Genomic DNA, 25983 nt, shown 5'->3' with positions numbered 1-25983 from the left:
TACTGGAGGTGCAGAACTTTGTATTATGTCAACCGGGAACAAATTGAGCTTCGGCTAGGGGCTGTTCCCGACATTGTCGCCGGACTTCGCCAGACATCCGCCGCCTGGAACGGCGATCTGTTGCAGGGGCTAGTGCAGGAGCGCTGCCTTCATCTGGCCATTGAGACGGTAACGGACGTAGGAAGCTATATCATCGACGGTTTTATTATGCGTGACGCCAGTAGCTATGAGGACATTATCGGTATCATTCATGAGGAAGGTGTATTGGATGATACCGTATTTCATTCACTATTAGAGCTGGTAGCCTTACGTAAACCCTTAGTACAGGAGTATTTCCAATGGGACAGGACAAGCCTTCACCCACTTACACCTAAGCTGCCTGGGTTGCTGGAGCTTTTTGTATCTAACGTGCACGATTATTTAAATAAGGAATTGGGTCCTCAGCCCGAGGGAGTGTAAAGGCAAAAGTGACGGATAAGTATATCGTACCCGAAATGCCCACTAGGCGCATGATCTTGACACTGTTGAAAACCCAGGGACCTGTGGGCGTCGGAAGCTTGGCAGCTCAATTGGGCATTACCGAAATGGGGGTGCGCAGGCATCTCAAATTAATGGAGCAGGATGGCCTGATTGTGGCTACGATCCTGAGACAGGCGATGGGACGCCCAACGTTTTTGTACAGCCTGAGCGATCAGGGAAGCGAGCAATTTCCTCGTAATTATGATCACCTATTACTGGAACTGTTAGAGGAGCTGGATGAAGAGCAGGGAATGGAAGCTGTTCACTCGTTATTTGATGGTAGAAAACGTAAAATGATGAAGCGCTACGCCCCTCACATAGAGAGTGAGTCTACACTAGCTTCACGTGTGGAAAAGCTTTCGGGCATCCAGAACGCTTCAGGCTATATGGCAGAGTGGCGTGAGGAAGAGGATGGCAGTTACTCTATTATGGAATACAATTGTCCGATCTCTCAGATCGCCAATCGTTACCGCAAGGCTTGTGAATGCGAACAGCAAATGTTTGAGGAGCTGCTTGATGCCGAGGTTGTCCGTGAGGATTGTTTGGCGGATGGAGGTCGTTGCTGCTTGTATCGTATCCGGTCCAAAAATAAGTAGAAATTTTCTGGCTTGTTCTCTGTATCATGACAGGCTCTCCATGCTTATAATGCATTAACAGATGGGCATTCGCCCGGGCATAAGGGAGAGATGAATATGAAAGAGAACTGCAAAAGCTTTATCCGTGGCGCGTTGGTAGGCAGCATTGCTGGTTCGGTTGCTGCGTTGTTATTTGCTCCTAAGTCAGGTCGCGAGCTGCGTCAGGATATTACAGACCAGGCACGTCACGTGAGTGATAAGGGACAGGAGCTTGCGGGGAAAATTTCAGATACTTCCATCGAGTATACTGACAAAATTAAGGAGACAGCTTCAGCCGTCATTCATGAATTAGGTCAATGGCGTAAAAAGAGTGATATTGCTTCAAAGGTTGGCATTTCATCCGTGCCTGTTCAAGAGAATACGGAAGAAGATGCTCTGTAACTGTCTGTATATCGTAGGTGAAACAACTGGCTATAGCTTGAGTTTGTGGCTTCTCCCGTTGGGGTGAAGCCTTTTTGTTGATCGCTTCCTCGTTTTAGGGTAATCTTTTGGGGTACCTTTTACGCTAATACGACATAAGTTATGTAGCAGCAGAAAGATTTCCGAGATGAAACAACTCATATTTAAACAAAAAAGGAAGCGGTGTGTACGTGCAGCAAGCGATTGCAATATTGGATTCCGGTGTAGGAGGTTTGACGGTTGTTAAAGAAGTCATGCGTCAGCTTCCGCGGGAAAAAATCATTTATTTTGGAGACACTGCGCGCACCCCGTATGGTCCCCGACCATCGGAAGAGGTTAAAAAATTTACAGAGCAGATGGTTGATTTTCTGATTCAATTTAATCCGAAAGTCATTATTATTGCTTGTAACACAGCAACGGCTGCGGCATTGGAGTATATAAGCCAAAAGGTATCCATTCCGGTGATCGGAGTTATCCATCCTGGGGCTCGTGCTGCGATCAGTGCGACCGCTACCGGGTATGTCGGGGTAATCGGAACTGTCGGTACGATTCGAAGCGGAGCATATACAACTGCGCTCAAGCAGTTGTCTCCCTATGTAGACGTGGTGAGCCACGCTTGCCCTGCACTTGTGCCTTTGGTGGAACAAGGGTTGTTCCGCTCCAAGACAACATCGCAGGTTGTGGAGGAATCATTGAGACCTATTCAAACGTATCCGATTGATTGTCTGATTCTTGGTTGTACGCATTATCCTTTTTTGAGGGAAACGATTCAGGAAGTCATGGGTCCTGCGGTGAAGCTTATTAGCTCGGCAGATGAAACTGCACGAGAGACGAGTACCATTTTGTATAACAAGGGCAAGTTAGAGGCCGGGGACGAAACGCCGGTGCATCAGCTTTTTTGTTCCGGCGATCCAGAGTTGTTCCAGCGCATTGCCGCACAGTGGCTTGGGGAGCAGATTCGGCAAACGCCTGTTGTCTGGCAAGTCACCCATCTGGATTAACGAGACAACCAACTTTTTTGTCATTGGACAAAAGAAGTTGGTTGTTTTGCTTTTCGCTACATCAAGACACGCAGCGTCTGCATAACATGCAGTAAGGGCAGATGGAAGGGGCGTAGTAAGATGAGGGAATATATCGTTCAAAAAGGAGATACATTGCACCGGGTCGCCTCGGCTTTTAAACTATCCGCGGATACTTTGATCGCAGATAATCCGTGGGCCGCCACGCAACCCTATCTGATTTGTGGTCAATTGCTATATATTCGTCCGTCTACGGATCGTAAATACGTTATTCAGCCTGGGGAGAATGCAAGACAGATTGCCAAACAGTTCGGTGTAGAGCTTGATGAGCTGCGGCTCGCTAATTCGAGGCTTGCGGAGTATGATTTTGTGGAAGGAAAGATAATTATTATTCCTGATGACCATCAGGATCAGATTGTACGGTTACGTGGAGAGTACAGTTATGAAGATTTAAAGGAAGACCTGGAGGCATTGGCCCACAAATATCCGTTTATTGAAGTTGGCAGCATTGGCACCAGTGTCATGGGGAAGGATATCCCTTATATACGGATTGGGCAGGGAACGAGGAAAATTCATGCCAACGCTTCTGTACATGCTAACGAATGGCTGACGACGCCTTGTTTGCTGCGTTTTATAGAACAATATGCACAAGGGATTAATGGGTCTGGAGAACTTGCTGGGAATTCTCAATGGGTGTATGCGGGCTCTCCGATGAAATTAATGGAACATACATCCTTATGGGTGGTACCGATGGTCAATCCGGATGGAGTAGAACTGGTGCAACAGGGTATACTCCCCACTCATCCGCTGTATCATGAACTCAGAAAGTGGAATGAAGGACGTGCTGATTACCGCGGCTGGAAGGCCAATATTCGCGGTGTCGACCTCAACGATCAGTTTCCGGCGTATTGGGAGGAGGAGGTGCGTAGACGCGGTAAAACAGGTCCATCTCGACGAGACTACGCAGGACCTGCACCTTTGTCTGAGCCAGAGTCCAAGGCCCTTGCGGATTTAACGGAGCGCGAACAGTTCGACATGGTATTATCCATACACAGCCAAGGACAGGAAATCTATTGGAATTATCGGGATCTGGAGCCTAAGGAGAGCCGAGATTGGGCATTACAGCTGGCTGCTGCAACAGGGTATCGGGCGGTAAAGCTGGGGGGAAGCGATGCAGGGTATAAGGATTGGTTTATACAACGGTTTGGTAAACCGGGATTTACCGTTGAAGTCGGTCTAGGCGTAAATCCGCTGCCTATGCGGGATTATGATGATATTGCAGCAGAAGTAGGCATGTTAATGGCGACGGTGCTGTCATGGTAACAGATCGGAGCTGCTGAAACGTATTGATTCATTTGCGCGTATTAGGAGGAGCACGTTTTTTACAAGTGTTCCTCTTTACATGTCCCTTCAATAGGGTATATATACTTAGGAGCATTGGAAATGGAGTGAACAACCTATGAAGTGGAAAAGACTACTATCTCTCCGTCAGTGGTCACATGTATTTCGTCGTATCCCCCGATTGATTACCTCTTCGAGGATTCCATTGGGTGAAAAATTACTTTTTGCGGTGCCTGTATTGCTCTACTGGATACTACCTGATGTCATGCCATTTATGCCCATCGACGATATTGGTGTGACGTTATTGCTTATGAATTGGTTCGTCACCCGTGCTGAACGAAAATATCCCGATATGCTTGAAAAACAGCACGTACGTGTCCGTTAGATGTAAGCTTATGATTTTCGTGATTGCGATTTTTTACGATTTTCTTTACAATAGGAATATTGCCTTGTGCTATGCTGCACAACTTCTTTTCATCAAGGAGAGGGCTAATTATTGGAATTGTTGATTTTATCCGCTAGGTTGTGTGGTGTGGATATGTATCCATTGAACCACATTTCATTTAATGAATATGAAGGAGATGAAGTTTAATGAACTGCAAAATTACTCGTAATGCAGCTAAAGTATTGAAGCTTGAACTGGATAAGGAAGAGAACCAAGGGAAGAGCCTGCGTGTTGTTATTACTCATGCTCATGGAGATCATGCTCATTACGGGCTAGATTTGGACACGCCTAAGGAAACAGATACTGTTGTATCTACAGATAAAGGCATCGATGTAATTTTGGAAAGCGGTCAGCCGTTGCTGGATGGTGTAAAAATTGATTACTTGTACTTCCCCGAAGAAGGATTTGTTATTACTAACCCTTCCCAAGGTAATCACGGCGACCACTAAGCCGGAGCTCGGAGGGATGACAGATGGCTAATGATATTCGCGTATGTGATGAGTGCAATCATATCCGCTTAAAAACGATCTTGCCTAAGTTGAAAAAGATGGCACCCGATGCGGAGATCAAAATCGGTTGCAAATCGTATTGCGGTCCTTGTGGAAAACGGGCGTTTGTGTATGTGAACGGACGTTATGTGAGTGCGGCCACAGAGGATGAAGTATTAGAGAAGGCTGCACGCTTTATAAAATAGTTCGAGTGCGCATTGTTGGCACCTTTTGAATAGTTCCCCTCCTTCTGATCCATGCTAGTGAATGTAGACCATGCCCAGAAGGAGGAGTGACTCATGGCCCAATATGATTCCAATCTCGACAATCACAGTGTCGAAGCTCAAACACAAAACTCGGTGGACAAGCTCCACAATGCCGTGTCTCAGGCATTGTCACATCCGGCTGAACAGCTGATTGAGCAAGCGGAGCAATCTCGCACTCATGCGGAGCATGCTATACAGCAGGCAAAGGATAGCCTTGGTGACGATGCAGTAGAAGTTGCTGAGGAAATGCTTGGTGAAGAGGTACAACGTCTTGATCAGGCTAAAAAAACGTTGCGTTCCTGAGTATTTGTTAATGGTAACAAGCGCAGTCAAATGACTGTCAACACAAAAATCCCGATCCACAGCCCTAACAAGCGATGGATCGGGATTTTTGTTATATATCAGGTAGTTATGCAATCGATATCCTTGTTACTTCTTTGCTTCAGTCTCCCATTCGCGAATAAGATCGTATGTGATGACCTGATCGGATATCTTTAATCGATTGAGAGCCTCAGTATAGCTTGGTCCGCAGCCATTCACATCTGTAGGTTGACCTGTACTCAGATTGTAACAGGTTCCCTTGGAGAATGTACCGTCCTCAGATGGAATGTAGTACACTCGTCCATCCGTGAAAGCGCCAGTACGCAGCACAACCATACGAGGTTTTCCACTAAACAGATCGTTACCCATAAAATGATATGGTTTTGTAGAAATCCCAAGTAGATGCATTACGGAAGGCGTTAGATCCAGCTGTCCTGCCGGTTCTGTATACGTGCCTGCCTGGCTTCCGTCAGGAAGATGCACAAGTAATGGCACTTGATTCATGATTTTCTGCATGTCCAGATCTGTAAGAGGCTTGCCTAAAAACTTTTCATACAGTGCTTTGTCTTTAATGGAATTGTCGTGATCCCCGTAGAACATCAGGATCGTATTATCCCACAATCCGTCTTTCTTCATCTGATCTACCAATTCACCCAAAGCCTTATCCACATAATGGACGGATTTTAGGTAGTCTCCGAACATCGTACCTTCAAACTCGCCAACATCCAAATCTACAGCGTCAGGTGACAGGTTGTACGGATGATGACTCGAAATACCGACCATATAGGCGTAGAACGGTTGCTTAACTTCGGTTGTGAGATCGTTGAGCGTTTGTCTAAAAAAGGATTTGTCTCCCAGGGACCAGCCCAGAGGCTCATCTATTTTAAAATCCTTTTTACTGTAGAACTTGTCGTAGTTCATCGCCTTATACATCGTGTAACGGTTCCAGAAGCTGCTGTCGTACACATGAAACGCATTAGGACTATAACCTGTATCCTTCAAGATGGAAGGCAACGTATCGAATTTATGGTCCGCATAACGGATAAATACAGAACCCGTAGGGAGCGGATGCAGCGAAGCGTGGGTAGAGAAGTCCGCGTCCGAAGTACGACCCTGCGCAGTTTGATGGAAATAATTATTAAAATACATGCTTTCCTTCGTCAGTTTGTCAAAGTTAGGCGTAATTGCTTGACCGTTGATCTGTTTGCCGATAAAAAAGTTCATGAACGCTTCAGCTTGGATGACCATCACATTTTTGCCCTTATACTTGCCGTATAGGTCATTTTTTACCTGAAGTAACTTCTGGTGTTGATTGAACCATTCCTTATCCTTATCAGATTCCACCTGAGCCAATGTAGGCTGGGGCCCAAGATGATCCTGACCATAGCGGTAGATATCATATCCATGAAATCCGATCAATCCGGTTACGTTGTACAAGGCCATTGACCACCAGTTGCCGACAAATATGCCGGTTGCCCAAGTGGAGGTATATATTTTGATCGGTCCAAATGTCAAAACATAGCCAATCAGGAAAGCCAATGCCCCCCTGAAGAAGCGAAGCAGAAATCTTTTAGTGAAAGAGCTTCGTGATGCTTCTAAGTAATGATCATTCGTTGTAAACCGACGCCGTAAGGAAGCTACGAATATGACATACGGAATGAATAAAATCCAGTCTGCAAAAAAGAAAATATCCCACCAGTACATAAGAGATGCGATACTTCCACCCAGAGAATCAACTTGTCCAGCTTGAAGCAAAACGGGAATCGTAATGAAATCCTGGAAATACCGATAATAAACCATGTCGGAATAAATGAGCGCGGTGAGCAATATATCGAGCACCACAAGAGCAATCAAACGTCCGCGACGTGGCAGCCACAAGGTCCAAAAGCTTACAAGCAACAGGGAACCAATAGCAATGACATAATCCAGCGGATTCATGTCAATATTTTGGGCATGCAGGTTATAGTGAATCAGAACAAGCTTGCCAATCATAAGTAAAAAAAACAGAACTAAACCGAAATATTGAGACAGCAGCAGTCTGCTGAACATGTTACCAGTGCGTCTTGCACTGGTCGTGCGAATAACCAACACTTTACCCCCTCCGGCAGAAATGTTCGGCTAGTATAAACTACACATTAACGTAATGTTAAAACCGAAATGCCTTTAATTATTATAGCGCTCATCCTGCGCATTTCAATGATTAAGTAAAGAAAATACAGCACAAATGAGGCCAGGACAACGAACAAAGGGTTCGTTTCCTGGCCTATAGCTCGAACATTTAGGACTGCAACGGTGAAGTATCCTTGCGGCGCGGAGGCAGAGGACCCAGATACTGATAGTATTGGCATTCAATTCGGCCGTTAAACAGTTTACGGCGCTTGTCGGCTTTGCGGCCCCAATAATGCTCAAATTGCTTGGTGGAGCTGATGGCAAAGAAGGACCAAGTCTTCATTTCGGCTGCCGTGCGTGCAAGTGTACGGATCAGCTTTTCCACCTCGGCTTGCTCGCTCAGTCTTTCGCCGTAAGGTGGATTTGTAATCATCACACCATACTGGCCCTCAAGTCTAACCTTGCTGGCAGGCAGCACCTTTAGTGAGATGTCTTTAGCAAAGCCTGCTGCCTTTACAGCTGCTTCAGCAACTTGTATAGCGCTAGGGTCGATATCGCTACCTGCAATCTCAAAAGGAATGTCATCACGAGTCAGATCCATCGCCTCGTCGCGAGCCTGATTCCATAATTCTCTGCCAATGACAGGCCAGTCTTCCGAGTTAAAGGTACGTCTCAGGCCTGGAGCAATGTTCCAGGCTTGCATAGCAGCTTCGACCAATAAAGTACCGGAACCGCAACATGGGTCATAGAATGGTCGATCCGGGCTCCACCGACTAAGCTGAATAAGAGCGGAAGCCATTGTTTCTTTGAGAGGCGCCTCTGTAACAAGCTTGCGGTAGCCTCGTTTGTGCAGTCCTGGACCAGTTGTGTCCAGCGTTATCAGCGCACGGTCATTCAATAGGATGACCTCAATGACGTAACGAGGACCATCTTCAGCAAACCAGTCTGTATGGTAGGTTTCCTTGAGCTTTTCTACAATCGCCTTCTTGACGATTCCTTGACTGGCTGGTACGCTACTAAGCTGTGATTTGTGTGAACGTCCCTCTACGGGAAATTCACCATCTACAGGAATCCAATCCTGCCAAGGCAATGCTTTGGTACCCTCAAACAGCTCGTCGAAGGTAGTTGCAGCAAATTCGCCCATTTTAATAAGAACGCGGTCAGATGTGCGAAGCCACAGGTTGCATCGGCATATATCCTTATAATCTCCGGAAAAAACGACGCGGCCATTCTCGACGGTCAGATCCGTGTACCCCAGTTCTCTGAGTTCTCGGGCCACAACGGCTTCCAGTCCCATCGGCGCAGTTGCAATTAGTTGCAGTTGAGTCATTAAACGTATTCACTCCGTCTCATAATCATGTAAGCTTGGTTCAATCCCTATAGTATAGGTCATTGTACTCGAAGAGACAAATCGTTAAGGCAAATAATTTACGAAGGACACCGCGTCCAACCTGCGTTATGATAAAGCAAGAAGGAGAGATGAAACGTGGAAATCACACCCAATATGACACCTGAACAATATGTAGACCAGCTGGTACAGGAGGATGAAGCGCTGCGCAGCATTAGGGAGGCTATTGTTAAAGAAGGGATGCCGGAGGTATCGGTTGCTCATCCCTATGGAAAGCTGTTGACCTTTCTCGTTGAAGTCTCTGGTGCACAGCAGGTACTGGAGATCGGAGCATTAGGAGGATACAGTGGATTATGCCTGGCCCGTGGGCTGGGAGAAAAAGGTCGCATCGTGTCCCTGGAGCTGAAAGAAGCGTACGCTGCGTTGGCTCATCAACATATGAAAAACAATGGCTACGGTGATCGTGTCGAGTATCGTATTGGACCCGCAGCGGACAGCCTGAAGAAGCTTCAGGAAGAAGGAAAGACTTTTGACTTTTTTTTCATTGATGCGGATAAGGAAAATTACCCAGTGTATCTGGAGTATGCGATTGCACTGGCCAATCCAGGCGCTATAATTGCCGGAGATAACTGTTTTCTTCGGGGACGCACACTGAACACCGACAAGAACGGACCTGCCGTACAGGCCGTGAGACGTTTTAACGAAACGATAGCAACGGATCCACGGCTAGTCAGTACGCTTTTGCCGGCTTATGATGGTTTGGCGTTGGCACGAGTGAAGTAACGGGTGTCCCTTGAATGTAGCTATACCAAAAAGAACCTCCTTATCCACAGCGTGGAGCGGAGGTTCTTGTCTGTTAAGGCAGGCTGTCCTACCCGAAGGTTGTCTTACCTGAAATGAGGCGTAGCCTTACGATCAAAAAGCTTCATACGTACCCAGATTATATTGACAATCAGCAGCGCACCAGACATGATGAACAGTCCTTCGATGCCGATAAATCCGGAAAGCACTCCGCCAATGACCGCACCCAGCATATTCCCGAGCGCCAGCGAACTGGTATTGAATCCGAAAGAGCGGCTTTCCATTCCTTCCGGTGTATAGGTGCGAATCAGCGCATTTACGCTTGGTAGCAGACCGCCCATAAACACACCCATGAAAAAACGGATAATGACAAGCTGCCATACTTCATTGACAAAAGCTTGCGGAATGAGCATAATCGCCGTTCCAAGTAGTGCAATGGTCAAGATCTTGTGTGCTCCTATTTTGTCACTTAATCGTCCAAGGAGCGGTGCGGCTACCATATTGGATACGCCTGTAATAGCGGTAACGAACCCGGCAACCAGTGCAATTCCTTCTGCCGAGCCATATAGCTTTTGCACATACAAAGGTAGCAGAGAAACTGTACTGATCATGGCAAATTGGAGTAAGAACGTCACGGTGAACAAAGCCGGAAGCTGGGGCGTATGGCTTAGCTCCTTTAATCCGGCAAGAACCGAAATTTGTGGAATTCGCGCGGCCTCCGCTTTGCTGAAATTTTCTTTAACCAAAAACATTGCCATTAGAGAGGCTAGGAAAATAAGAGCTCCTGTAATGTAAAAGATCGGTCTGAATCCGACCCAGTCAGCCAAAAATCCGCCTAGCAAAGGGCCGAGAATTGTGCCAGCCATTTGACCGGACTGCATAATTCCCATAGCAAAGCCGGTTCGCTCTTTGGGAGTGGTACCCGACACTAGGGAAATAGAAGCCGGGTTGAAACCCGAAATTGTACCGTTTAGCAGGCGAAGCGCTAGCAGCTGCCATGGGTGGGTGACCAAACCCATACATCCGATGACCAGGGCCATGCCAAAGCCTGAGCGAAGCAGCATGACTTTACGTCCATATCGGTCGGCCAGCTTGCCCCATAATGGCTGAAATATAAACGAGGTCAAAAAGTTAGCTGCAAAAATAACTCCTGCCCACAGTCCTATATCGTGCTCGCCCTTCACATGGAGGTCTTGAGCCAAATATAGGGCAAGGAACGGAGTAATCATTGTAATTCCCGCATTGACCAGAAACTGACCGAACCAAAGCACAATGAGATTGATTTTCCACGTCTCCCACGTTTTCAATGTGCTTTCACTTCCTTTCTGCCATTCTCATCCTGTTGTAAAGGTACTTATTCATGTATAACTTTCCCGGAGCTTTAAAAAAGCCATTTCTCTAGTATAGCACACTTCATTGAAACTTTATCCAAATGTCATGGGTTTGTCATGGTTTGTTTGAGAGCGGCGGTTGTTACGACTCTTGAAAAAGGGCATAATAAAATATAGTATTTATGATTCGAACTGGAGGCTGAAGTCATGACCTACAATGATACTTTTATCCGCGCTTGCCGCAAGCAAGCTGTGGATCATATTCCCGTATGGTACATGCGGCAGGCCGGAAGGTATGACCCTGAGTATCGCAAAATTAAGGAAAAATACACGCTGCTTGAAATTTGCCGCCAGCCCGAGTTGGCCGCAGAAGTAACGTTGATGCCCGTGCGCAAGCTTGGGGTGGACGCTGCAATTTTATATTCTGATATTATGAATCCGGTAGCCTCGCTAGGGGTTGATTTTGATATTGTTAAAAATATTGGCCCGGTTATTGATAATCCGATCCGTACAGCTGCAGACGTAGACAACTTGCGTCCGATTGATGTAGAACGCGATTTGGGACATATTTTGGAAACTATCCGTATTTTAGACCGTGAGTTGAACGTGCCATTGATCACGTTTGCTGGGGCGCCTTTTACTATTGCCAGCTATTTAATAGAAGGAAGACCCTCCAAGGGATATATTCGCACCAAAGCGATGATGTATGGAGAGCCTGAACTATGGCATCGTTTGATGGATAAGCTAGGGGATATGGTTATTACATACGTGCGGGCCCATATCGCTAACGGTGGTAAGGCTTTTCAATTGTTTGATAGCTGGGTAGGTGCACTCTCGCCTTATGATTTTCAAACTTTTGTGTTGCCGACCATTGTACGTATTTTCCATGAGTTATCTGATCTGAATGTGCCTAAAATTTATTTTCCGGGCGTAAGCTCTGGTGAATTGCTTCTGCATTTGAGCGGGGTAAAAGCCGATGTGATTGGACTGGACTGGCGGGTAAGTATACCTGAAGGCCGTCGTCGCTTGGGTAACAGTTTTGGAGTGCAGGGCAATTTGGACCCTTATGTGCTTACTGCGCCGATGAATGTGATTAAGCAGTATGCAAAAAAAATTGTAGATGAAGGCATTCTGGAGCCGGGCTATATTTTCAATCTCGGTCACGGCTTATTTCCTGAAGCCTCGCTAGATAAGCTAAGAGAGCTTACCGATTATGTACATGAGTATTCTCGCTCTGTTTTGTCAAAAAGTGAACACAACTAGAAAAGATAAGAGGGATCTGCTAATGAAAACCAAAGTGGGTGTACTGGTCATGTCCTACGGGACGCCGGAGAGTCTGGACCAGGTTGAAGCGTATTATACACATATTCGCCGTGGTCATGCTCCCTCGCCGGAGCAGTTAAAAGAATTAAAAGATCGCTACGAAGCCATTGTGGGTGGCGTGTTTCCGTTGCGTCAGAATACAGATCGACAGGTCCACAACTTGCAGGAAACCTTAAATCAGGAAAATCGCAACCCGGACATAGAATTTGTCTGTTATCAGGGGCTCAAACACGCCAAGCCGTTTATTGAGGACGGTATCGAAGCGATGGTGCAAAATGGCATTCGTACGGCGGTGGGTGTCGTGCTGGCTCCGCATTATTCCGTTATGAGTGTAGGCTCTTATATCAAGCGTGCACAGGCTAAGGCACAGGAACTGGATCTGGCCATATCGTTTGTGGAGAGCTATTATCTTCATCCCAAGCTGATTAAGACGCTGACTGAGCGTGTGAACGCAAAACTGGCGCTTTTTGAAGAAGCGGGAGCCAAGCGGGACGAGGTTCGTGTTCTGTTCAGTGCGCATAGCTTGCCTGAGCGGATTTTGGCTATGGGTGATCCATATGTGGAGCAGTTAATGGCTACTTCGCAGGCTGTTGCGGATAAGGCGGGAATTACCAACTGGCAGTTTACGTGGCAAAGTGCCGGCCGTACAGCTGAACCGTGGCTGGGACCAGATATTTTGGATACCATGCACAGTCTTAAGGAAGCGCAAGTGGAGTATGTGCTGGCTGCGCCAGTTGGCTTTGTTTCTGATCACTTAGAGGTGTTATACGACCTGGATATTGAAGCACAGGCTTTGGCGAAAGAATTGGATATGCGTTTTCAGCGTATTGATTCACTCAACAGTGACCCACTGTATATGGAGACGCTTAGTGATGTCATCATAGACCAATGGAAAAAGGGATGAGGACATAATGGAGCAAAAGTTACGTAATATTGTAATTGTAGGTGGAGGCTTGACCGGGCTTAGCACTGCTTTTTATACACGAAAAATGTACAAAGAAGCTGGCTACACACCTCGAATTACGCTGGTGGAGAAAGCTTCCGCGCTAGGCGGAAAAATTGAAACATTGCATAAAGATGGTTTTGTCATAGAAAAGGGGCCAGATTCCTTTCTGGCCCGTAAAACGGCCATGATAGATCTGGCAAAAGAGTTGGAGCTGGATCATGAGCTGGTAAGCACGAACCCTGAAGCTAAAAAGACATATATTTTGCATGAAGGTCAGCTTCATCCGATGCCTCCTGGACTGGTGCTGGGCATTCCAACAGAGCTAAAACCATTTTTACGCAGTGGCCTGATCTCTTTAGGTGGAAAAATGCGGGCTATGATGGATTTTGTCATTCCGCCTCGACGTGAACCGGGAGATGAGGCGCTGGGTGATTTTATTGAACGCCGACTGGGCAAAGAAGTGCTGGAGAATGTAACCGAGCCACTGCTGGCGGGAATCTATGCTGCCAACATGAAGACGCTAAGTTTGCAGGCAACTTTTCCACAGTTTGCAGAGGTGGAGCAGCAATACGGAAGCCTTATTCACGGGATGAGGACAGGTCGAAAACCTGCTGAAACGCACACAGGTACGAAGAAAAGCGCCTTTTTGACCTTCCGCCAAGGCTTGCAAAGTTTGGTGCATGCATTGCTGAATGATTTGTATGACTGTGATTTACGCACCGGAATTGCTGTTACCGAATTCACAAAGACGACGGAAACTGAAGGAAGTCCTTATCGCGTTATGTTGGACAATGGAGAGACACTGGAGGCAGATGATATTTTTGTAACGACTCCCAATTTTGCTGCTGCGCCGCTATTGCGAGATCATGTAAATGTGTCTGCACTGGAAGCTGTTAATTACGTCTCCGTAGCGAACGTGGTCATGGCCTTTGATAAAACAGATATTGAGAACGTCTTTGACGGCTCCGGTTTTCTGGTTCCTCGCAAAGAAGGACGTAGTGTCACAGCTTGTACTTGGACGTCCGCCAAGTGGCTACATACCAGCCCGGATGATAAGGTGCTGTTGCGTTGTTATGTAGGGCGAGCAGGAGCTGAAGAAACAGTAGACTTACCAGATAATGAGCTGATTGCGGTGGTACGTAAGGATTTGAAAGAGATGATGGGAGTTACAGCAACTCCGCTGTTCACGGAAATTACACGTCTTCGTAATTCCATGCCGCAATATCCGGTAGGGCACCCACAAGCTATAGCTAATCTGCGGGAAGAGCTACGCAGTGCGATGCCAGGGGTGTACGTTTTAGGCGCTGGCTATGATGCGATCGGTTTGCCGGACTGCATCCGTCAGGCCAAGGAATGGGCCTCCAATGCTGTCCAAACAGCACAACAGGAAGCCATTAAGGTCCAAGTATAAATGTTCGATAATGAACCCTTCGCGATCCAGGCGAGGGGTTCTATTTATATAGAAATTTGATATATAATGGAGAAGGTGTAAAAGTCGCCAGCTAATAAGGAATGCATGTATATGGAATAGCATAGAAGGAGTGAAGAATGTACCCTCCCAGGTCACAGAGAAATGAAGGTCGAAAGAGAGCAAGAAAACCAAAAATAGGCAAGGCATGGATCATTACGAATCTGGTCTTGCTGTTCATGATTGTAGGACTTTTCGGTTATTATTACATATTTGAACACGATAGTAGTGGTTCTCTTGCGGAAAACGCCAAGTATTCGCAAACTGAAAAGAACATCCAAACGGGGTCTGCTAATGATGAGAATTCTACTCCCTCAGGAAGTGAAGATGTTAATGAAACGAAGGACGCTACTGTTCCAGACACAAGCAGTCGTCCCGTAACAACGCCCGACACCAATGCCTCCGAAGGCAGCTCTTCAGGAGCAAAATCATCTTCGGAGAAAGACGGGCAAGCACAGGAGGATTCGCCAAATAAGGATGTAAACAACGATGATGCACCCACCGAGATGAGTGGAACGGAGGATGTCAGAAAATCAACCACGGTCGATGCGAATTCTTCAGCAGTTACCCTTCACTTCATAGGGGATGTGCAGTTCTCTGGTAAAGTTGAGCAGCGGTTGGAGCAGAACGGATTTGATTTTCCATACCAATATCTCGGAAGTTTGTTTCATAAAGACGATCTGACGATTGCCAATCTGGAAACACCGGTGACCACTAATGGCGTCGGTGCGTTAAATAAAACGTATGTGTATAAATCTTCGCCTAAGGCGCTAACTGCAATGGCAGCGGCAGGGGTCGATGCTGTAAATTTGGCCAACAATCATATTTTGGATCAGGGGACAAGCGGATTACTGGATACCCTGAAATATTTGGATGAAAAGGGTATAGCCCATGCTGGAGCTGGGCGCAATGCTAAAGAAGCGTATGCGCCGCATTATTTTGAGCGTAACGGGATTAAAATTGCGTTGTTGGGGGCTACACGTGTCATGCCTGAAGCCAACTGGAATGCGAGTGCCAAACAGCCCGGTGTAGCAGGGGCTTATGATTCGACCGCTATCGTAAAGTCCATTCGTGAGGCACGAAATCAGGCTGATTTGGTGATTGTAGTTGCCCATTGGGGCAAGGAGCGGGCTACTGCACTTGAACCCCATCAAACGGAGTTATCTCACGCTTTTATTGATGCTGGGGCCGATCTGGTCATTGGCGGGCATCCTCATGTGCTGCAAGGGATGGAGCAATATAAAGGCAAATGGATTGCATACAGCACAGGCAATTTTATTTTTTCTAAATCAACGGTGCCAGCCACTTGGGATACAGCGATATTTCAGGCCACCTGTACCCGAAACGGGGACTGTAAGATGAAGCTGACCCCTTACCGGGCGGAGCTGGGTCAACCGATCCCATTGAAAGATGTGGAGGCCAGCAAAATTTTGCAGAAAGTAGCGGCACTGTCACCAAGTAATGTCTCGATAGGTGTAGATGGTACGGTAAGCGCTCAGTAGCAGTAAGAAAGAAATTGTCAATATAGACATGGACGGAACGATTGTATGAACGACTCCTTTGTGAATGGAGGTCATAACGAGATGGATCATTTGTGCGTGGCTCACCGCGGTTTCTCGGGAATTGCTCCTGAGAACACGATGGCAGCTTTTAGGCTTGCGCTGGAACAGCCTTTTGTGCACTGGATTGAACTGGATGTACAGCTGTCAAAGGACGGTGTTCCGGTGGTCTTTCATGATTTTACGCTGGAGCGGACGACGAACGGTACGGGACGAGTAAAGGATGCAGACTGGAAACAATTGCAACGACTTGATGCAGGTAGCTGGAAAAATGCACAATATCACGGGGAACCTATTCCTTCCCTCGCCCAAGTGCTTGATTTGTGCCAGGGGCGTGTATCGCTCAATATTGAGCTCAAAACTGCTGGTGATATGTATCCCGGACTAGAGAAAGCCGTCCTACGTGAAATTATAATGAGGGGGATGGAGGCTGAGGTAGTCTTGACCTCTTTTGAGCGTGCGGCATTGCGCCGAGCAAAAGAACTGGCACCCGAAATCCGTACTGGACTGATTATCGATGCCCGTCCAGACGATTTGGCAAAGCAATTAGAAAATCTTCAATGTTCTTTTTTATCTATTGGCTATCCACGGATAGACCGAAAGCTCTTGAAAGATCTGATTGGACGGGGTATTACGGTCATGGCGTGGACGGTGGATGACCGGCGTATCATGCGGAGATTGTCCTCATTACATCCTGAATTGATGATTTGCACTAATTGGCCGGATCGCTGGGAGCAGGTTTTTTTGCTTTCTAAGTCCCGGATGTGGCACTATATACGTAAACTTATTCGTTAATCAATTGGACTACATACGCGGAAGGGTGACGGATCATAATGAACGTAGAAATTCGTAATGTTTATTGTGTCGGACGCAATTATAAGTTGCATGCGGAGGAACTGGGGAATGAGGTTCCGACAGAACCAATGATTTTCTTGAAGCCATCTCATGCGGTTGTGCCGCTGGATGGTGCTGCGCTGGAGCTTCCTCAAGGTAAGGGAGATATTCATTTTGAGACTGAACTGGTTGTCGCTGTAGGCCGTAACTACGAACCAGGCATGACCGCAGATGCGTGTCTGAACGCTTTTGCATTTGGCATTGATTTTACCCTGCGTGATGTACAAAGTACGCTCAAGAAAAAAGGCCATCCGTGGACTGCTGCCAAAGGCTTTAAATCGTCTGCACCTGTGACACCGTTCTTGCCTTTGGAGAGCTTGGACATATTGGAGCAGCAGGATTTTTCCTTATTCAAAAATGGACAAGAGGTGCAGCGTGGGCATGTCAAGGACATGATCTTTTCTATCCAGCACATCGTTGAATATATAGCAACTCAATATGGACTAGGTAGGGGAGATATTATTTTTACTGGCACTCCGGCGGGTGTAGGGCCTACAACGAGCGGGGACCACTTTGAGCTTTACTGGGGGAGTGAGCGTCAGGGAAACTTCACCATCGGCTAAATCTACAGTGGCAATAATAAAGATACTTAAAAAAGTCTTGTGAAGGCCGTGTCCTGTGCGAAAGCATGGAGCACGGCTTTTATATAAGCGTACAGCATTGTACAATGATATACAGAACTACAAGCGAAAAACAGAGATTCATCTCAAATGCGGGGGTATATCATGGACTGGATCATCGGATTGCTTTCCGCTGCTGTGGTAGCGGGGGCTGCATTTTATAAAAAATCTTTAACCTTATCCGGCTTTGCTGCGGCTGTACTGATGGGAACTGTGTATTATGGGGCGGGCAACCTGTTTTGGTTTGGTACATTGCTCTTATTCTTTATCACGTCCACCCTATTGTCGAGGTTCAAAAAGGAACGCAAGGCTGAGCTCGAAAAATCGTATGCCAAAACAGGCAATCGGGATGCAGGGCAAGTATGGGCTAATGGGGGATTAGGCATGCTGCTATGCCTAGGTTATGCGATATGGCCTCATGTTGCCTGGCAACTGGCATTTGTCGGTGTTATGGCTACGGTCACCTCCGATACGTGGGCAACGGAATTTGGAAGCTTGAGTCGTAAGCCGCCTCGTTCGGTGCTTACCGGGAAGGTGCTGGCACCCGGAACCTCAGGAGGAGTATCTGTATTAGGAACGGCTGCGGCCTTGGCTGGTGGCATACTGATCGGTATTGGCGCATGGGGCTTTGGACACGCCGTAGGAATGCCGGAATTGCCGTTATGGCTGTGGGCACTGATTGGGGGAATATCCGGCAGTGCCGGAGCTTTTGCTGATTCTTATCTTGGTGCTACGGTGCAATTGATGCGCTCCTGCCCAGTTTGCAAGCGGGAAGTAGAAGTAGACACACATTGTGGACAAACGACAGTTTATATACGAGGCTGGCATTGGATGAGCAATGATTGGGTGAATAGTATTAGCTCTATTTTCGGAGGATTGGTCGCGCTTGCAGGCATTTTCTTTATACTCTGAACACGGGGCTGGAGATCGCTCTAGGGAATAACTGCGTGCTTCAATCATGGTTTCAGGAGGTGCAAAGATGGGTGAAATGCACGGAGATAAATATGAAGCTATTTTGAACGCTGCTTACACTGTCTTCGGCACCAAAGGCTTTTATGAAAGCAAAATTTCCGAAATTGCAGAACAAGCAGGTGTTGCTAAAGGCACGGTATACTTGTACTTTAAAAGTAAAGAGCAGCTATTTACAGCAGTCACACGTAGAGATTGCGAACAATACCTAGCCGAAATGCAAGACGCATTAGTCAATCGTACTTTGGGAGAGGGATTGCTGCGAATGGCGAGTTTGCATCTCCACTATTATTACAAACGCAAGCAGCATACTAAATTATTTTTTATGACTCCGAATAGTGATCCCGATCTCATAGAGTTTATGCGGGGATTTATTCAGGACTATACCAATCTGGTCAAAAATAAACTGGCGTCAGAGGGTGTATTGCAGCCCGAATTTCATGCGAAGGCATTCATTGGTATGATGGAACGCCTAAAAATGGATATTTTGTTGAATCAAGATTTCCGTGAATGTGACGTGGATCAGACGGCTGCATTGGCAGCTAATTTATTTATGCATGGCTGTGAAGCCGGAGTACAAAAATCCTGACATGTTGTCTTTGAAAACCGTACTGGCATTGTTCAGCTAACGGTTTTTTTTAATCATTGGCTGTGTCTGTGTTAAAATAGACAAGATGCATCACAAAATTGGGGAAGAGTAGGGAATCTGTAATGAATATTATGACCGTTGAACATATAACAAAAAGCTACGGCGAGAAAATGTTGTTCGAAGATGTTTCCTTCGGTATGGATGAGCGTGACAAAATAGGGGTTGTTGGTGTAAATGGCACTGGAAAATCGACGTTTTTACGTGTGATTTCCGGCTTAGAGCCGCCAGATGAGGGTAATATTGCAGTGAACAACGATGTGCGAATTCAGTATCTGGCACAAAATCCGGAGTTTGATCCTGAAATGAAGGTACTCCAGCATATTTTTCATGGTAATCAGCCTGAAATGAAAGCAGTGCGTGAATATACGGAAACCATGGAGTTACTGGAGTTGAATCCGGGTAGCGAGGAGCTCCAAAACCGCCTGCTGCGAGCAAGCCAACAAATGGATACGTTCCAAGCATGGCAGCTGGAGAGCGAGGCCAAAAATATACTTACCCGACTGGGGATCACCCAGTTTGAGTCTCGAATGGGCGTTCTCTCCGGTGGTCAGCGTAAACGGGTTGCTTTGGCTGCGGCTTTGATCCAACCCTGTGAGCTGCTCATTTTGGACGAGCCTACCAACCATATTGATAATGATTCCGTTGCATGGTTGGAGCAATATTTGCAAAAAAGACGCGGTGCGTTATTAATGATCACGCATGATCGCTATTTTCTGGATAGAGTTGCTAATGTCATGTTAGAGCTGGATCATGGTCGCCTTTTCCGTTATGAGGCTAACTATACCCGTTTTCTGGAGCTGAAGGCAGAACGCGAGGAGCGGGAAGCGTCATCGGAACAAAAAAGGAAGAACCTGCTGCGTAATGAGCTGGCCTGGATTCGCCGAGGAGCAAAGGCACGTTCGACCAAGCAGAAAGCTCGTATTGACCGTTATGAGCAGCTCAGGGATCAGCAACCGGAAGCTCGTTCTGGATCTGTAGATATGTCCGTTGCCTCCACACGGCTGGGTAAAAAGATATTGGAGATCGAGGAGCTGTCCAAATCGGTAGATTCTCGTAAGCTGATTCAGGATTTGAGTTACATTGCGGTTCCTGGTGATCGTGTGGGCATCCTGGGACCTAACGGTAGTGGAAAATCCACTCTGCTCCAAATGATTGCCCAGCGTCTAGAACCAGATTCCGGCAGTGTTGTACTGGGACCGACCGTGAAGCTTGGTTATTTTACTCAAGAACATCAGGAAATGGACGAATCCTTGCGTGTCATTGAATATATTAAGGAAGAAGCCGAAGTGATTCGTACGGCAGACGGTTCGACGATTACAGCTGCGCAGATGCTGGAACGGTTTCTGTTTGCACCAAGCGCGCAATGGACGGTTATTTCTCGTTTATCGGGGGGCGAAAAACGTCGCTTGTATCTGCTGCGTGTCCTTATGTCCGCACCGAATGTACTATTGTTGGATGAACCGACAAATGATCTTGATATTCAGACTCTTTCCGTTTTGGAAGACTATCTGGATGAGTTCCCGGGCGTAGTTTTTATCGTTTCTCATGATCGTTATTTCCTGGATCGGACCGTGGACAAAATACTGGCTTTCGAAGGGAATGGGCAAGTACGTGTACATGTAGGCGACTATAGCGAGTATGCAGAATGGATCAGTAAAAATGCTCAATCTTCTGCGAATACGTCTGACTCGACGGGTACAGCTTCCTCGAATCGTTCTTCTACGCCTAAGTCTGCTGGTTCTTCCGATTCAGTCAAGGGGACAAGTAAACCCAAGCTTAAATTTACCTTTAAGGAACAGCGGGAATATGAGCAGATTGATGAGCTGATTGAACAAGCCGAACAGAAATTGGCCGATATTCAGCGACAGATGGAGGAATCTTTCAGCGATTCGGCACGGTTGCAGGAGCTCATGGCTGAGCAAGCGAAGGCCGAACAGCATCTAGAGTACCAAATGGAACGCTGGACCTATTTGAATGAGCTAGCCGAGCAAATTGAACAAAGTAAATCTTAAAAATAAAAGCAAGTCTCCATTTAGATGGAGGCTTGCTTTTTTGTAGAAATAGAAGTATGTGCACCTGTTTTCCATGCAGCATAAAATGGTTAAGCTGTTACGTAAGCCGCGAGCAGACGGGCAGTGTTCACTACGGCCTGCTTATGCGTGCGTTCCATTGCGTGAGAGGCGTGTACGCCAGGTCCGATCAGTGCAGCACGAATGTTATTGCCTGCTTTAAGCGCAGCCGAAGCGTCTGAGCCATAGTGTGGATAAATATCTACCGCATACGGAATATTCAGTTCCTTAGCCAGCTCAATCAGACGGGTTGTCATGTTGTAGTCGTAAGGACCTGAGGAGTCTTTGGCACAGATGGAAACGTCCGTTTCCTTGCAGCTTAGATCTTCACCTATGCAGCCCATGTCGACAGCAATCATCTCACTGATTCCTTCGGGTATGTAAGCCGCTCCATGCCCCACTTCTTCATAGTTGGAAATGAGCAATTTAACAGTATGTCGAGGCTTCCAGCCTCCATGTACAGATGATTCTAATAAACCAAACAGTGCCGCTACGCTGGCTTTATCATCCAAGTGCCGCGACTTGATAAAGCCACTGGGCGTTACGACTGGGCGCGCATCGAACGAAATAAAATCGCCCACCGAAATACCGAGCTGAAGCACGTCTTCTTTCGACTCGACAAGCTCGTCAATCCGTACCTCCATATGGCTCTCCTTACGATCAAAGCTTCGTGCATCATCATAGACGTGCACGGATGGGTGGCTGGATAGAATAGTGCCCGTATAGGTTTGTCCGCTTCTGGTATGAATAAGGCAGTATTCGTTCTCAATGCTGTTCATCATGAAGCCACCCACAGATGTCAGGCGTAGGGTACCATGCGCTGTAATCGAACGTACCATTGCGCCCAATGTATCCACATGCGCGCTAAGCGCCACTGTACGGTCCGTTGCTTGACCTTCCAGAGTCAGGATAGCACCGCCTTTTGCATTCCATTCGAGGGGTACTACTAGCTTTTCGGCTTCCTTACGAATCAGCTCCATTACATGATGTGTATATCCACTGGGACTAGGCGTGTTCAAAAGCTGATTTAAAAGGCTCATGATATAGTTTTCATTTAATTGAATTGTCATTTGTTGCTCCTCCTCATTTGGACAACCGATCAGGGTTAGAGGACGATTGCTCTATACCTGGGTCGGATGTAGACACCGTGCTGGAAGAACCAGTCGTGTCACTGGACACATTCGCATATGCTTCGACTGCCGATGTGTGCTCTTCTTGTAGTGTATGAAGCTGATTAGTCAGACGTTTAATCTCTCTCTGAAGCCTATATTGGCGGAAGATACCGAAAGAACCGACAATAAGTCCACCTAAAAGAGTGCAACCGAGAATAAGTAGAATCAAAGGGATGCTAACCCTACTAAACAGAAGGTTCACTTGAACCGAATTGACATTAATAACAGCAAAAACAGCTGTTAACAAAGCTATAACAAGTGCTGCGATCAAAGACCATTGTGTTTTCAAAATGCCACCTCCTTCCGTTACATTATAAAATCCCTTGTCCGCCATGGACAAGGGATTTATCCGTGCATCTTTTTAATGCGGGATTCTAAGTGTGCACGGTTTTACTTTCCTTCAGTTAGTTTTTCCATTTCCGTAATGACTTCCTCAAATACGCTCATTGCTTCGCGAATCGGCTGCGGTGAGGACATGTCAACGCCAGCTTTCTTCAAAATATTGATTGAATAATCACTGCCACCGCTCTTTAGGAAGCCTAAGTAACGGTCAACGGCTGGCTGGCCTTCTTCCAGAATCTGTTTCGAAAAACTGGTTGCTGCCGAGAAGCCGGTAGCATATTTGTAGACATAAAAGCTGTTATAAAAATGAGGGATTCGTGCCCATTCCATTTCTATGTCTTTGTCTACCTTCATGCCAGGTCCGTGATATTTCACATTCAGATCATAGTAAATCTCCGACAAAAGCTGCGGTGTAAGGGATTCTCCCTGTTCAGCACGCTCATGTACAATCTTCTCGAATTCCGCAAACATCGTTTGACGGAATACCGTTGTACGGAATTGGTCCGCATAATAGGTGAGGAGGTACATTTTCTCTTTTGGATCGGTAGATTTGTTCAGCAAATAATCCATCAGCAAGGCTTCATTAGTAGTGGAAGCCACTTCAGCCAGGAAAATAGTATATTGTGCATCCCGGTACTTCAATGCGTTGTCTGAATAGTACGAATGCAGCGCATGCCCCATTTCATGTGCAAGCGTGAACATGCTGTTCAGGTTATCTTTATGGTTCAGAAGCACATAAGGGTGGGTGCCATAAGCTCCCCAGCTATAGGCGCCTGTACGTTTATTTTCATTTTCATATACATCAATCCAGCGCTCATCATAGCCTTTTTGCAATGAAGCCAGATAGTCCTCGCCCAGAGGCTTAAGGCCTTCTTTGGTTTGCTTTTTGGCGTCCTCATACGTAATATCCATCTTATATTCGTCCACAAGCGGAGCAAATAAATCATACATATGTAGCTCATCCACACCTAGCAGCTTTTTACGCAGCTTGATATAACGGTGAAGCAGGGGCAAGCTTTCATGAATCGTATCAATAAGATTCGTATACACTTCCTTCGGAATATTGTCGCCGTATAGTGACATTTCCAGTACGGAAGGGTATTTGCGAACACGAGAATAAAAAATATTTTTGTTCACATTGGCACTCAATGTAGAAGCAATCGTATTTTTATTTTTCGCATATGTGTCATATACCGCTTTAAAAGCACGTTCACGTACTTCGCGGTGTGGACTTTCGAGAAATTGAATGTAGCTGCCATGAGTCAGCTCGACCTCTTTGCCATGCTCATCCTTGATTTTCGGAAACTTCAGATCCGCGTTATTGAGCATCCCAAAAATCGTTTGCGGGGCTTGAGCCAGATTGCCAACCTGAGCGAGCAGCGCTTCTTCTGTTTTGCCCAAAACATGTGCTTTTTCCCGCTTCATTTCTTGAAGTGTGAACTTATAATCCGAAAGCTTCGGATCTTCAATGAAGGCATCAAGCTGAGAATCTGGCAGCGCCAAAATTTCAGGTGTGACGAATGATAGGGACTCGCTGACTTCAACGCCTAGCTTTTTAGCTTTTTGCGAAAGACCTTGATATGTAGGTTCAGCCGTATCTTCATCATGATGAAGATGGGCATACACATATACACGCTCAGTTTTGAGCGACAGCTCATCTTCGAGTTTGAAGCAGTTGCCAATCGCTTCGGCTGAGTTGAGCTTGCCTTGAAATTGAGCAGCCTTTTTGGCCAATTGTTTGACTTCTTCGTATTCTTGATCCCATGCCTTGCGGTTGGGGAACAGGTCTTCCAGTTTCCATGTATTTTCCACTGGCGCATCAGCGCGTTTTACAATTTCACTCATGGAGAGCCTCCTCTGATCGAACGTAATGTGGGATAGGGCTGCGGCGGTAAGGGGCGGATGCCAAAACGAGGAAACCGCCACACTTACTGTAAGCAGCAGGGCAAGAGGTTTTACAGGATGCATGTAACGGCATATCCTCCTTATACCATGGCTTGTTATACCATAGTATGACCTTTTGCCCCTGAAAGTATAATTTTCCTTACTGTGGGTTGGAACCTATATTTAATAAGCTGTATACAATAAGATAAAAGGCAAGGCAAATCATGATTACGGCAGTGAGGGCCATCCACTTTTTGAGAGGAGCCGGTATCGTTTCACGCTTCATGATCAGCACTCCGCCCAGCGTGAAGGCCAGAATAATGAAGATGAGATAGCTGTTGGACACCATGAATAGGCTACACCTGTTTGAAAGCGTTCATGATCCGCTGCCACTCTTCCTCATTATCTTGAAAGGATTGCTTGGGAAAACGATTTTCAGCCCAATGCATAAGCGCAGGACGGCTCAAAAACGTGTGGGCTTCCTCGCCCCAATCATCAGATATTTCCCGCAAAACGATGTAACGGCCCTGCACCTCGACAGTCATCATATTCCACTTGTCTTTTTTGTATATTTCGTGTTTTTTCATCATATGCATGTCTCCGATTTTATAGATGTTTTGGTTCATGATACCGCAGTTTCCGCCGCAAAAGCAAATCATTCCAGACCGTAAAACCCGGAAAAACACCAATTGCAATGTGAAAAAGCATGAAGTATAATATGGATATTCGCCATAGATGGCGGTATTTTTAGGAGGTTGTTCACTTGAAAGGTACAGTTAAATGGTTTAACGCAGAAAAAGGTTATGGCTTCATTCAAGTTGAGGGTGGCGAGGATGTATTTGTACACTTCTCCGCAATCCAAGGCGACGGTTTTAAAACTTTGGAAGAAGGTCAAGAGGTTGAATTCGAAATTACTGAAGGCAACCGTGGACCACAAGCAGCTAACGTAATCAAACTGTAAGTGTAACTGAATTGTAAGAAATGTTCCGTTTTTACGGATGTCTTATATATTACGGTTAAACGATGAATTGAGAGCGCAGTTCCTTACATTTAAGGAGCTGCGCTT

At 46.4% G+C, this 25983-nt stretch carries 28 protein-coding genes; 20 read left to right on the top strand and 8 right to left on the bottom strand.

Annotated elements, in window-relative coordinates; genetic code table 11:
- Window positions 1-18: 18 nt before the first annotated feature.
- The 9 genes from ACXHJ2_RS14340 (at window position 19) to ACXHJ2_RS14300 (ending at window position 5415) form a co-directional block, all read left to right on the top strand.
- Window positions 19-459, top strand: coding sequence for a DUF86 domain-containing protein (locus tag ACXHJ2_RS14340; RefSeq protein ID WP_165084185.1), 441 nt, complete (start codon window positions 19-21; stop codon window positions 457-459).
- A gap of 8 nt (window positions 460-467) precedes the next feature.
- The gene (locus ACXHJ2_RS14335) at window positions 468-1115 is read left to right on the top strand and encodes a helix-turn-helix transcriptional regulator (RefSeq protein WP_016819697.1); all 648 of its coding nucleotides are present in this window, start codon (window positions 468-470) and stop codon (window positions 1113-1115) included.
- A 96-nt stretch (window positions 1116-1211) separates the two neighbouring features.
- A complete protein-coding gene (locus ACXHJ2_RS14330) occupies window positions 1212-1535 on the top strand; it encodes a YtxH domain-containing protein (protein WP_058829383.1) in 324 nt (107 codons plus the stop codon).
- Between the two features lie 209 nt (window positions 1536-1744).
- On the top strand, window positions 1745-2554 hold the full coding sequence (racE, locus tag ACXHJ2_RS14325) for a glutamate racemase (protein ID WP_013370458.1): 810 nt from the start codon (window positions 1745-1747) through the stop codon (window positions 2552-2554).
- A 120-nt stretch (window positions 2555-2674) separates the two neighbouring features.
- The gene (locus ACXHJ2_RS14320; RefSeq protein WP_165084183.1) at window positions 2675-3895 is read left to right on the top strand and encodes a M14 family metallopeptidase; all 1221 of its coding nucleotides are present in this window, start codon (window positions 2675-2677) and stop codon (window positions 3893-3895) included.
- Window positions 3896-4031: 136 nt separating this feature from the next.
- Window positions 4032-4298 carry a hypothetical protein gene (locus ACXHJ2_RS14315; protein ID WP_058711182.1) on the top strand — a complete coding sequence of 89 codons (267 nt, stop codon included), beginning with the start codon at window positions 4032-4034 and terminating at the stop codon, window positions 4296-4298.
- Between the two features lie 206 nt (window positions 4299-4504).
- Window positions 4505-4807 (top strand): iron-sulfur cluster assembly accessory protein, encoded by a 303-nt coding sequence (locus ACXHJ2_RS14310; RefSeq protein WP_013370462.1) that lies wholly within the window; start codon window positions 4505-4507, stop codon window positions 4805-4807.
- A 23-nt stretch (window positions 4808-4830) separates the two neighbouring features.
- A complete protein-coding gene (locus ACXHJ2_RS14305) occupies window positions 4831-5052 on the top strand; it encodes a YuzB family protein (RefSeq protein ID WP_013370463.1) in 222 nt (73 codons plus the stop codon).
- 93 nt (window positions 5053-5145) lie between these two features.
- Window positions 5146-5415: a hypothetical protein gene (locus ACXHJ2_RS14300; RefSeq protein WP_013370464.1), complete on the top strand. Its 270-nt coding sequence runs from the start codon at window positions 5146-5148 to the stop codon at window positions 5413-5415.
- 126 nt (window positions 5416-5541) lie between these two features.
- Here the strand turns inward: ACXHJ2_RS14300 and ACXHJ2_RS14295 are convergent, their stop codons facing one another.
- Together ACXHJ2_RS14295 and ACXHJ2_RS14290 are read right to left on the bottom strand one after the other, a co-directional pair.
- Complete coding sequence (locus ACXHJ2_RS14295; RefSeq protein WP_165084181.1) at window positions 5542-7524, bottom strand: LTA synthase family protein; 1983 nt, start codon at window positions 7522-7524, stop codon at window positions 5542-5544.
- Window positions 7525-7711: 187 nt separating this feature from the next.
- On the bottom strand, window positions 7712-8872 hold the full coding sequence (locus ACXHJ2_RS14290) for a THUMP domain-containing class I SAM-dependent RNA methyltransferase (protein WP_013370466.1): 1161 nt from the start codon (window positions 8870-8872) through the stop codon (window positions 7712-7714).
- Between the two features lie 156 nt (window positions 8873-9028).
- On the opposite strand from ACXHJ2_RS14290, the gene ACXHJ2_RS14285 reads away from it, so the two are divergent.
- Window positions 9029-9673, top strand: coding sequence for an O-methyltransferase (locus tag ACXHJ2_RS14285; protein WP_013370467.1), 645 nt, complete (start codon window positions 9029-9031; stop codon window positions 9671-9673).
- Window positions 9674-9777: 104 nt separating this feature from the next.
- Here the strand turns inward: ACXHJ2_RS14285 and ACXHJ2_RS14280 are convergent, their stop codons facing one another.
- The gene (locus ACXHJ2_RS14280) at window positions 9778-10998 is read right to left on the bottom strand and encodes an MFS transporter (RefSeq protein WP_165084179.1); all 1221 of its coding nucleotides are present in this window, start codon (window positions 10996-10998) and stop codon (window positions 9778-9780) included.
- A gap of 231 nt (window positions 10999-11229) precedes the next feature.
- Between ACXHJ2_RS14280 and hemE the strand changes: the two genes are divergently transcribed.
- From hemE to ACXHJ2_RS14235, 9 genes are all read left to right on the top strand, one after another.
- A complete protein-coding gene (hemE, locus tag ACXHJ2_RS14275; protein WP_165084177.1) occupies window positions 11230-12285 on the top strand; it encodes a uroporphyrinogen decarboxylase in 1056 nt (351 codons plus the stop codon).
- A 22-nt stretch (window positions 12286-12307) separates the two neighbouring features.
- Window positions 12308-13249 carry a ferrochelatase gene (gene hemH / locus ACXHJ2_RS14270; protein WP_165084175.1) on the top strand — a complete coding sequence of 314 codons (942 nt, stop codon included), beginning with the start codon at window positions 12308-12310 and terminating at the stop codon, window positions 13247-13249.
- A 7-nt stretch (window positions 13250-13256) separates the two neighbouring features.
- Window positions 13257-14702, top strand: coding sequence for a protoporphyrinogen oxidase (gene hemY, locus ACXHJ2_RS14265; RefSeq protein ID WP_165084173.1), 1446 nt, complete (start codon window positions 13257-13259; stop codon window positions 14700-14702).
- Between the two features lie 137 nt (window positions 14703-14839).
- Window positions 14840-16261, top strand: coding sequence for a CapA family protein (locus ACXHJ2_RS14260; protein WP_165084171.1), 1422 nt, complete (start codon window positions 14840-14842; stop codon window positions 16259-16261).
- Between the two features lie 81 nt (window positions 16262-16342).
- Window positions 16343-17113, top strand: a complete 771-nt coding sequence (locus tag ACXHJ2_RS14255) for a glycerophosphodiester phosphodiesterase (protein ID WP_165084169.1) — start codon at window positions 16343-16345, stop codon at window positions 17111-17113.
- A gap of 38 nt (window positions 17114-17151) precedes the next feature.
- On the top strand, window positions 17152-17775 hold the full coding sequence (locus ACXHJ2_RS14250; RefSeq protein ID WP_165084167.1) for a fumarylacetoacetate hydrolase family protein: 624 nt from the start codon (window positions 17152-17154) through the stop codon (window positions 17773-17775).
- A 162-nt stretch (window positions 17776-17937) separates the two neighbouring features.
- Window positions 17938-18744 carry a DUF92 domain-containing protein gene (locus tag ACXHJ2_RS14245; protein ID WP_165084165.1) on the top strand — a complete coding sequence of 269 codons (807 nt, stop codon included), beginning with the start codon at window positions 17938-17940 and terminating at the stop codon, window positions 18742-18744.
- Window positions 18745-18811: 67 nt separating this feature from the next.
- Window positions 18812-19390 (top strand): TetR/AcrR family transcriptional regulator, encoded by a 579-nt coding sequence (locus ACXHJ2_RS14240; protein ID WP_025676981.1) that lies wholly within the window; start codon window positions 18812-18814, stop codon window positions 19388-19390.
- A gap of 122 nt (window positions 19391-19512) precedes the next feature.
- Window positions 19513-21462: an ABC-F family ATP-binding cassette domain-containing protein gene (locus ACXHJ2_RS14235; RefSeq protein ID WP_040101663.1), complete on the top strand. Its 1950-nt coding sequence runs from the start codon at window positions 19513-19515 to the stop codon at window positions 21460-21462.
- 89 nt (window positions 21463-21551) lie between these two features.
- On the opposite strand, the gene ACXHJ2_RS14230 is transcribed toward ACXHJ2_RS14235, so the two are convergent.
- The 5 genes from ACXHJ2_RS14230 to ACXHJ2_RS14210 all read right to left on the bottom strand — a co-directional run bounded on the left by ACXHJ2_RS14230 (window position 21552) and on the right by ACXHJ2_RS14210 (window position 25507).
- Window positions 21552-22589, bottom strand: coding sequence for a M42 family metallopeptidase (locus tag ACXHJ2_RS14230; protein WP_165084163.1), 1038 nt, complete (start codon window positions 22587-22589; stop codon window positions 21552-21554).
- 13 nt (window positions 22590-22602) lie between these two features.
- Window positions 22603-23025, bottom strand: coding sequence for a LapA family protein (locus ACXHJ2_RS14225; RefSeq protein WP_013370479.1), 423 nt, complete (start codon window positions 23023-23025; stop codon window positions 22603-22605).
- A gap of 56 nt (window positions 23026-23081) precedes the next feature.
- Entirely contained in the window at window positions 23082-24878 is a 1797-nt protein-coding gene (gene pepF / locus ACXHJ2_RS14220) for an oligoendopeptidase F (protein ID WP_013370480.1), read from the bottom strand.
- A gap of 199 nt (window positions 24879-25077) precedes the next feature.
- Complete coding sequence (locus ACXHJ2_RS14215) at window positions 25078-25266, bottom strand: hypothetical protein (protein ID WP_013370481.1); 189 nt, start codon at window positions 25264-25266, stop codon at window positions 25078-25080.
- A 7-nt stretch (window positions 25267-25273) separates the two neighbouring features.
- Entirely contained in the window at window positions 25274-25507 is a 234-nt protein-coding gene (locus tag ACXHJ2_RS14210; protein ID WP_014599632.1) for a hypothetical protein, read from the bottom strand.
- A gap of 173 nt (window positions 25508-25680) precedes the next feature.
- On the opposite strand from ACXHJ2_RS14210, the gene ACXHJ2_RS14205 reads away from it, so the two are divergent.
- Window positions 25681-25878, top strand: a complete 198-nt coding sequence (locus ACXHJ2_RS14205; RefSeq protein WP_013370483.1) for a cold shock domain-containing protein — start codon at window positions 25681-25683, stop codon at window positions 25876-25878.
- The last annotated feature ends 105 nt before the right edge of the window (window positions 25879-25983 follow it).

It is taken from the genome of Paenibacillus sp. ALE3 (assembly GCF_054113405.1).
The sequence above is the reverse complement of the archived record's forward strand: the minus strand, read 5'-3'. Positions and strand labels throughout refer to the sequence as shown.

What these genes read in the sequence shown, in the direction of transcription:
- ACXHJ2_RS14330 (WP_058829383.1), top strand. Translation starts at nt 1,212, where the DNA reads ATGAAAGAGAACTGCAAAAGCTTTATCCGTGGCGCGTTGGTAGGCAGC.
- ACXHJ2_RS14320 (WP_165084183.1), top strand. Translation starts at nt 2,675, where the DNA reads ATGAGGGAATATATCGTTCAAAAAGGAGATACATTGCACCGGGTCGCC.
- ACXHJ2_RS14315 (WP_058711182.1), top strand. Translation starts at nt 4,032, where the DNA reads ATGAAGTGGAAAAGACTACTATCTCTCCGTCAGTGGTCACATGTATTT.
- ACXHJ2_RS14310 (WP_013370462.1), top strand. Translation starts at nt 4,505, where the DNA reads ATGAACTGCAAAATTACTCGTAATGCAGCTAAAGTATTGAAGCTTGAA.
- ACXHJ2_RS14305 (WP_013370463.1), top strand. Translation starts at nt 4,831, where the DNA reads ATGGCTAATGATATTCGCGTATGTGATGAGTGCAATCATATCCGCTTA.
- ACXHJ2_RS14300 (WP_013370464.1), top strand. Translation starts at nt 5,146, where the DNA reads ATGGCCCAATATGATTCCAATCTCGACAATCACAGTGTCGAAGCTCAA.
- ACXHJ2_RS14290 (WP_013370466.1), bottom strand. Translation starts at nt 8,872, where the DNA reads ATGACTCAACTGCAACTAATTGCAACTGCGCCGATGGGACTGGAAGCC.
- hemE (WP_165084177.1), top strand. Translation starts at nt 11,230, where the DNA reads ATGACCTACAATGATACTTTTATCCGCGCTTGCCGCAAGCAAGCTGTG.
- hemH (WP_165084175.1), top strand. Translation starts at nt 12,308, where the DNA reads ATGAAAACCAAAGTGGGTGTACTGGTCATGTCCTACGGGACGCCGGAG.
- hemY (WP_165084173.1), top strand. Translation starts at nt 13,257, where the DNA reads ATGGAGCAAAAGTTACGTAATATTGTAATTGTAGGTGGAGGCTTGACC.
- ACXHJ2_RS14260 (WP_165084171.1), top strand. Translation starts at nt 14,840, where the DNA reads ATGTACCCTCCCAGGTCACAGAGAAATGAAGGTCGAAAGAGAGCAAGA.
- ACXHJ2_RS14255 (WP_165084169.1), top strand. Translation starts at nt 16,343, where the DNA reads ATGGATCATTTGTGCGTGGCTCACCGCGGTTTCTCGGGAATTGCTCCT.
- ACXHJ2_RS14250 (WP_165084167.1), top strand. Translation starts at nt 17,152, where the DNA reads ATGAACGTAGAAATTCGTAATGTTTATTGTGTCGGACGCAATTATAAG.
- ACXHJ2_RS14245 (WP_165084165.1), top strand. Translation starts at nt 17,938, where the DNA reads ATGGACTGGATCATCGGATTGCTTTCCGCTGCTGTGGTAGCGGGGGCT.
- ACXHJ2_RS14240 (WP_025676981.1), top strand. Translation starts at nt 18,812, where the DNA reads ATGGGTGAAATGCACGGAGATAAATATGAAGCTATTTTGAACGCTGCT.
- ACXHJ2_RS14235 (WP_040101663.1), top strand. Translation starts at nt 19,513, where the DNA reads ATGAATATTATGACCGTTGAACATATAACAAAAAGCTACGGCGAGAAA.
- ACXHJ2_RS14230 (WP_165084163.1), bottom strand. Translation starts at nt 22,589, where the DNA reads ATGACAATTCAATTAAATGAAAACTATATCATGAGCCTTTTAAATCAG.
- ACXHJ2_RS14225 (WP_013370479.1), bottom strand. Translation starts at nt 23,025, where the DNA reads ATGGCGGACAAGGGATTTTATAATGTAACGGAAGGAGGTGGCATTTTG.
- pepF (WP_013370480.1), bottom strand. Translation starts at nt 24,878, where the DNA reads ATGAGTGAAATTGTAAAACGCGCTGATGCGCCAGTGGAAAATACATGG.
- ACXHJ2_RS14215 (WP_013370481.1), bottom strand. Translation starts at nt 25,266, where the DNA reads ATGGTGTCCAACAGCTATCTCATCTTCATTATTCTGGCCTTCACGCTG.
- ACXHJ2_RS14210 (WP_014599632.1), bottom strand. Translation starts at nt 25,507, where the DNA reads ATGATGAAAAAACACGAAATATACAAAAAAGACAAGTGGAATATGATG.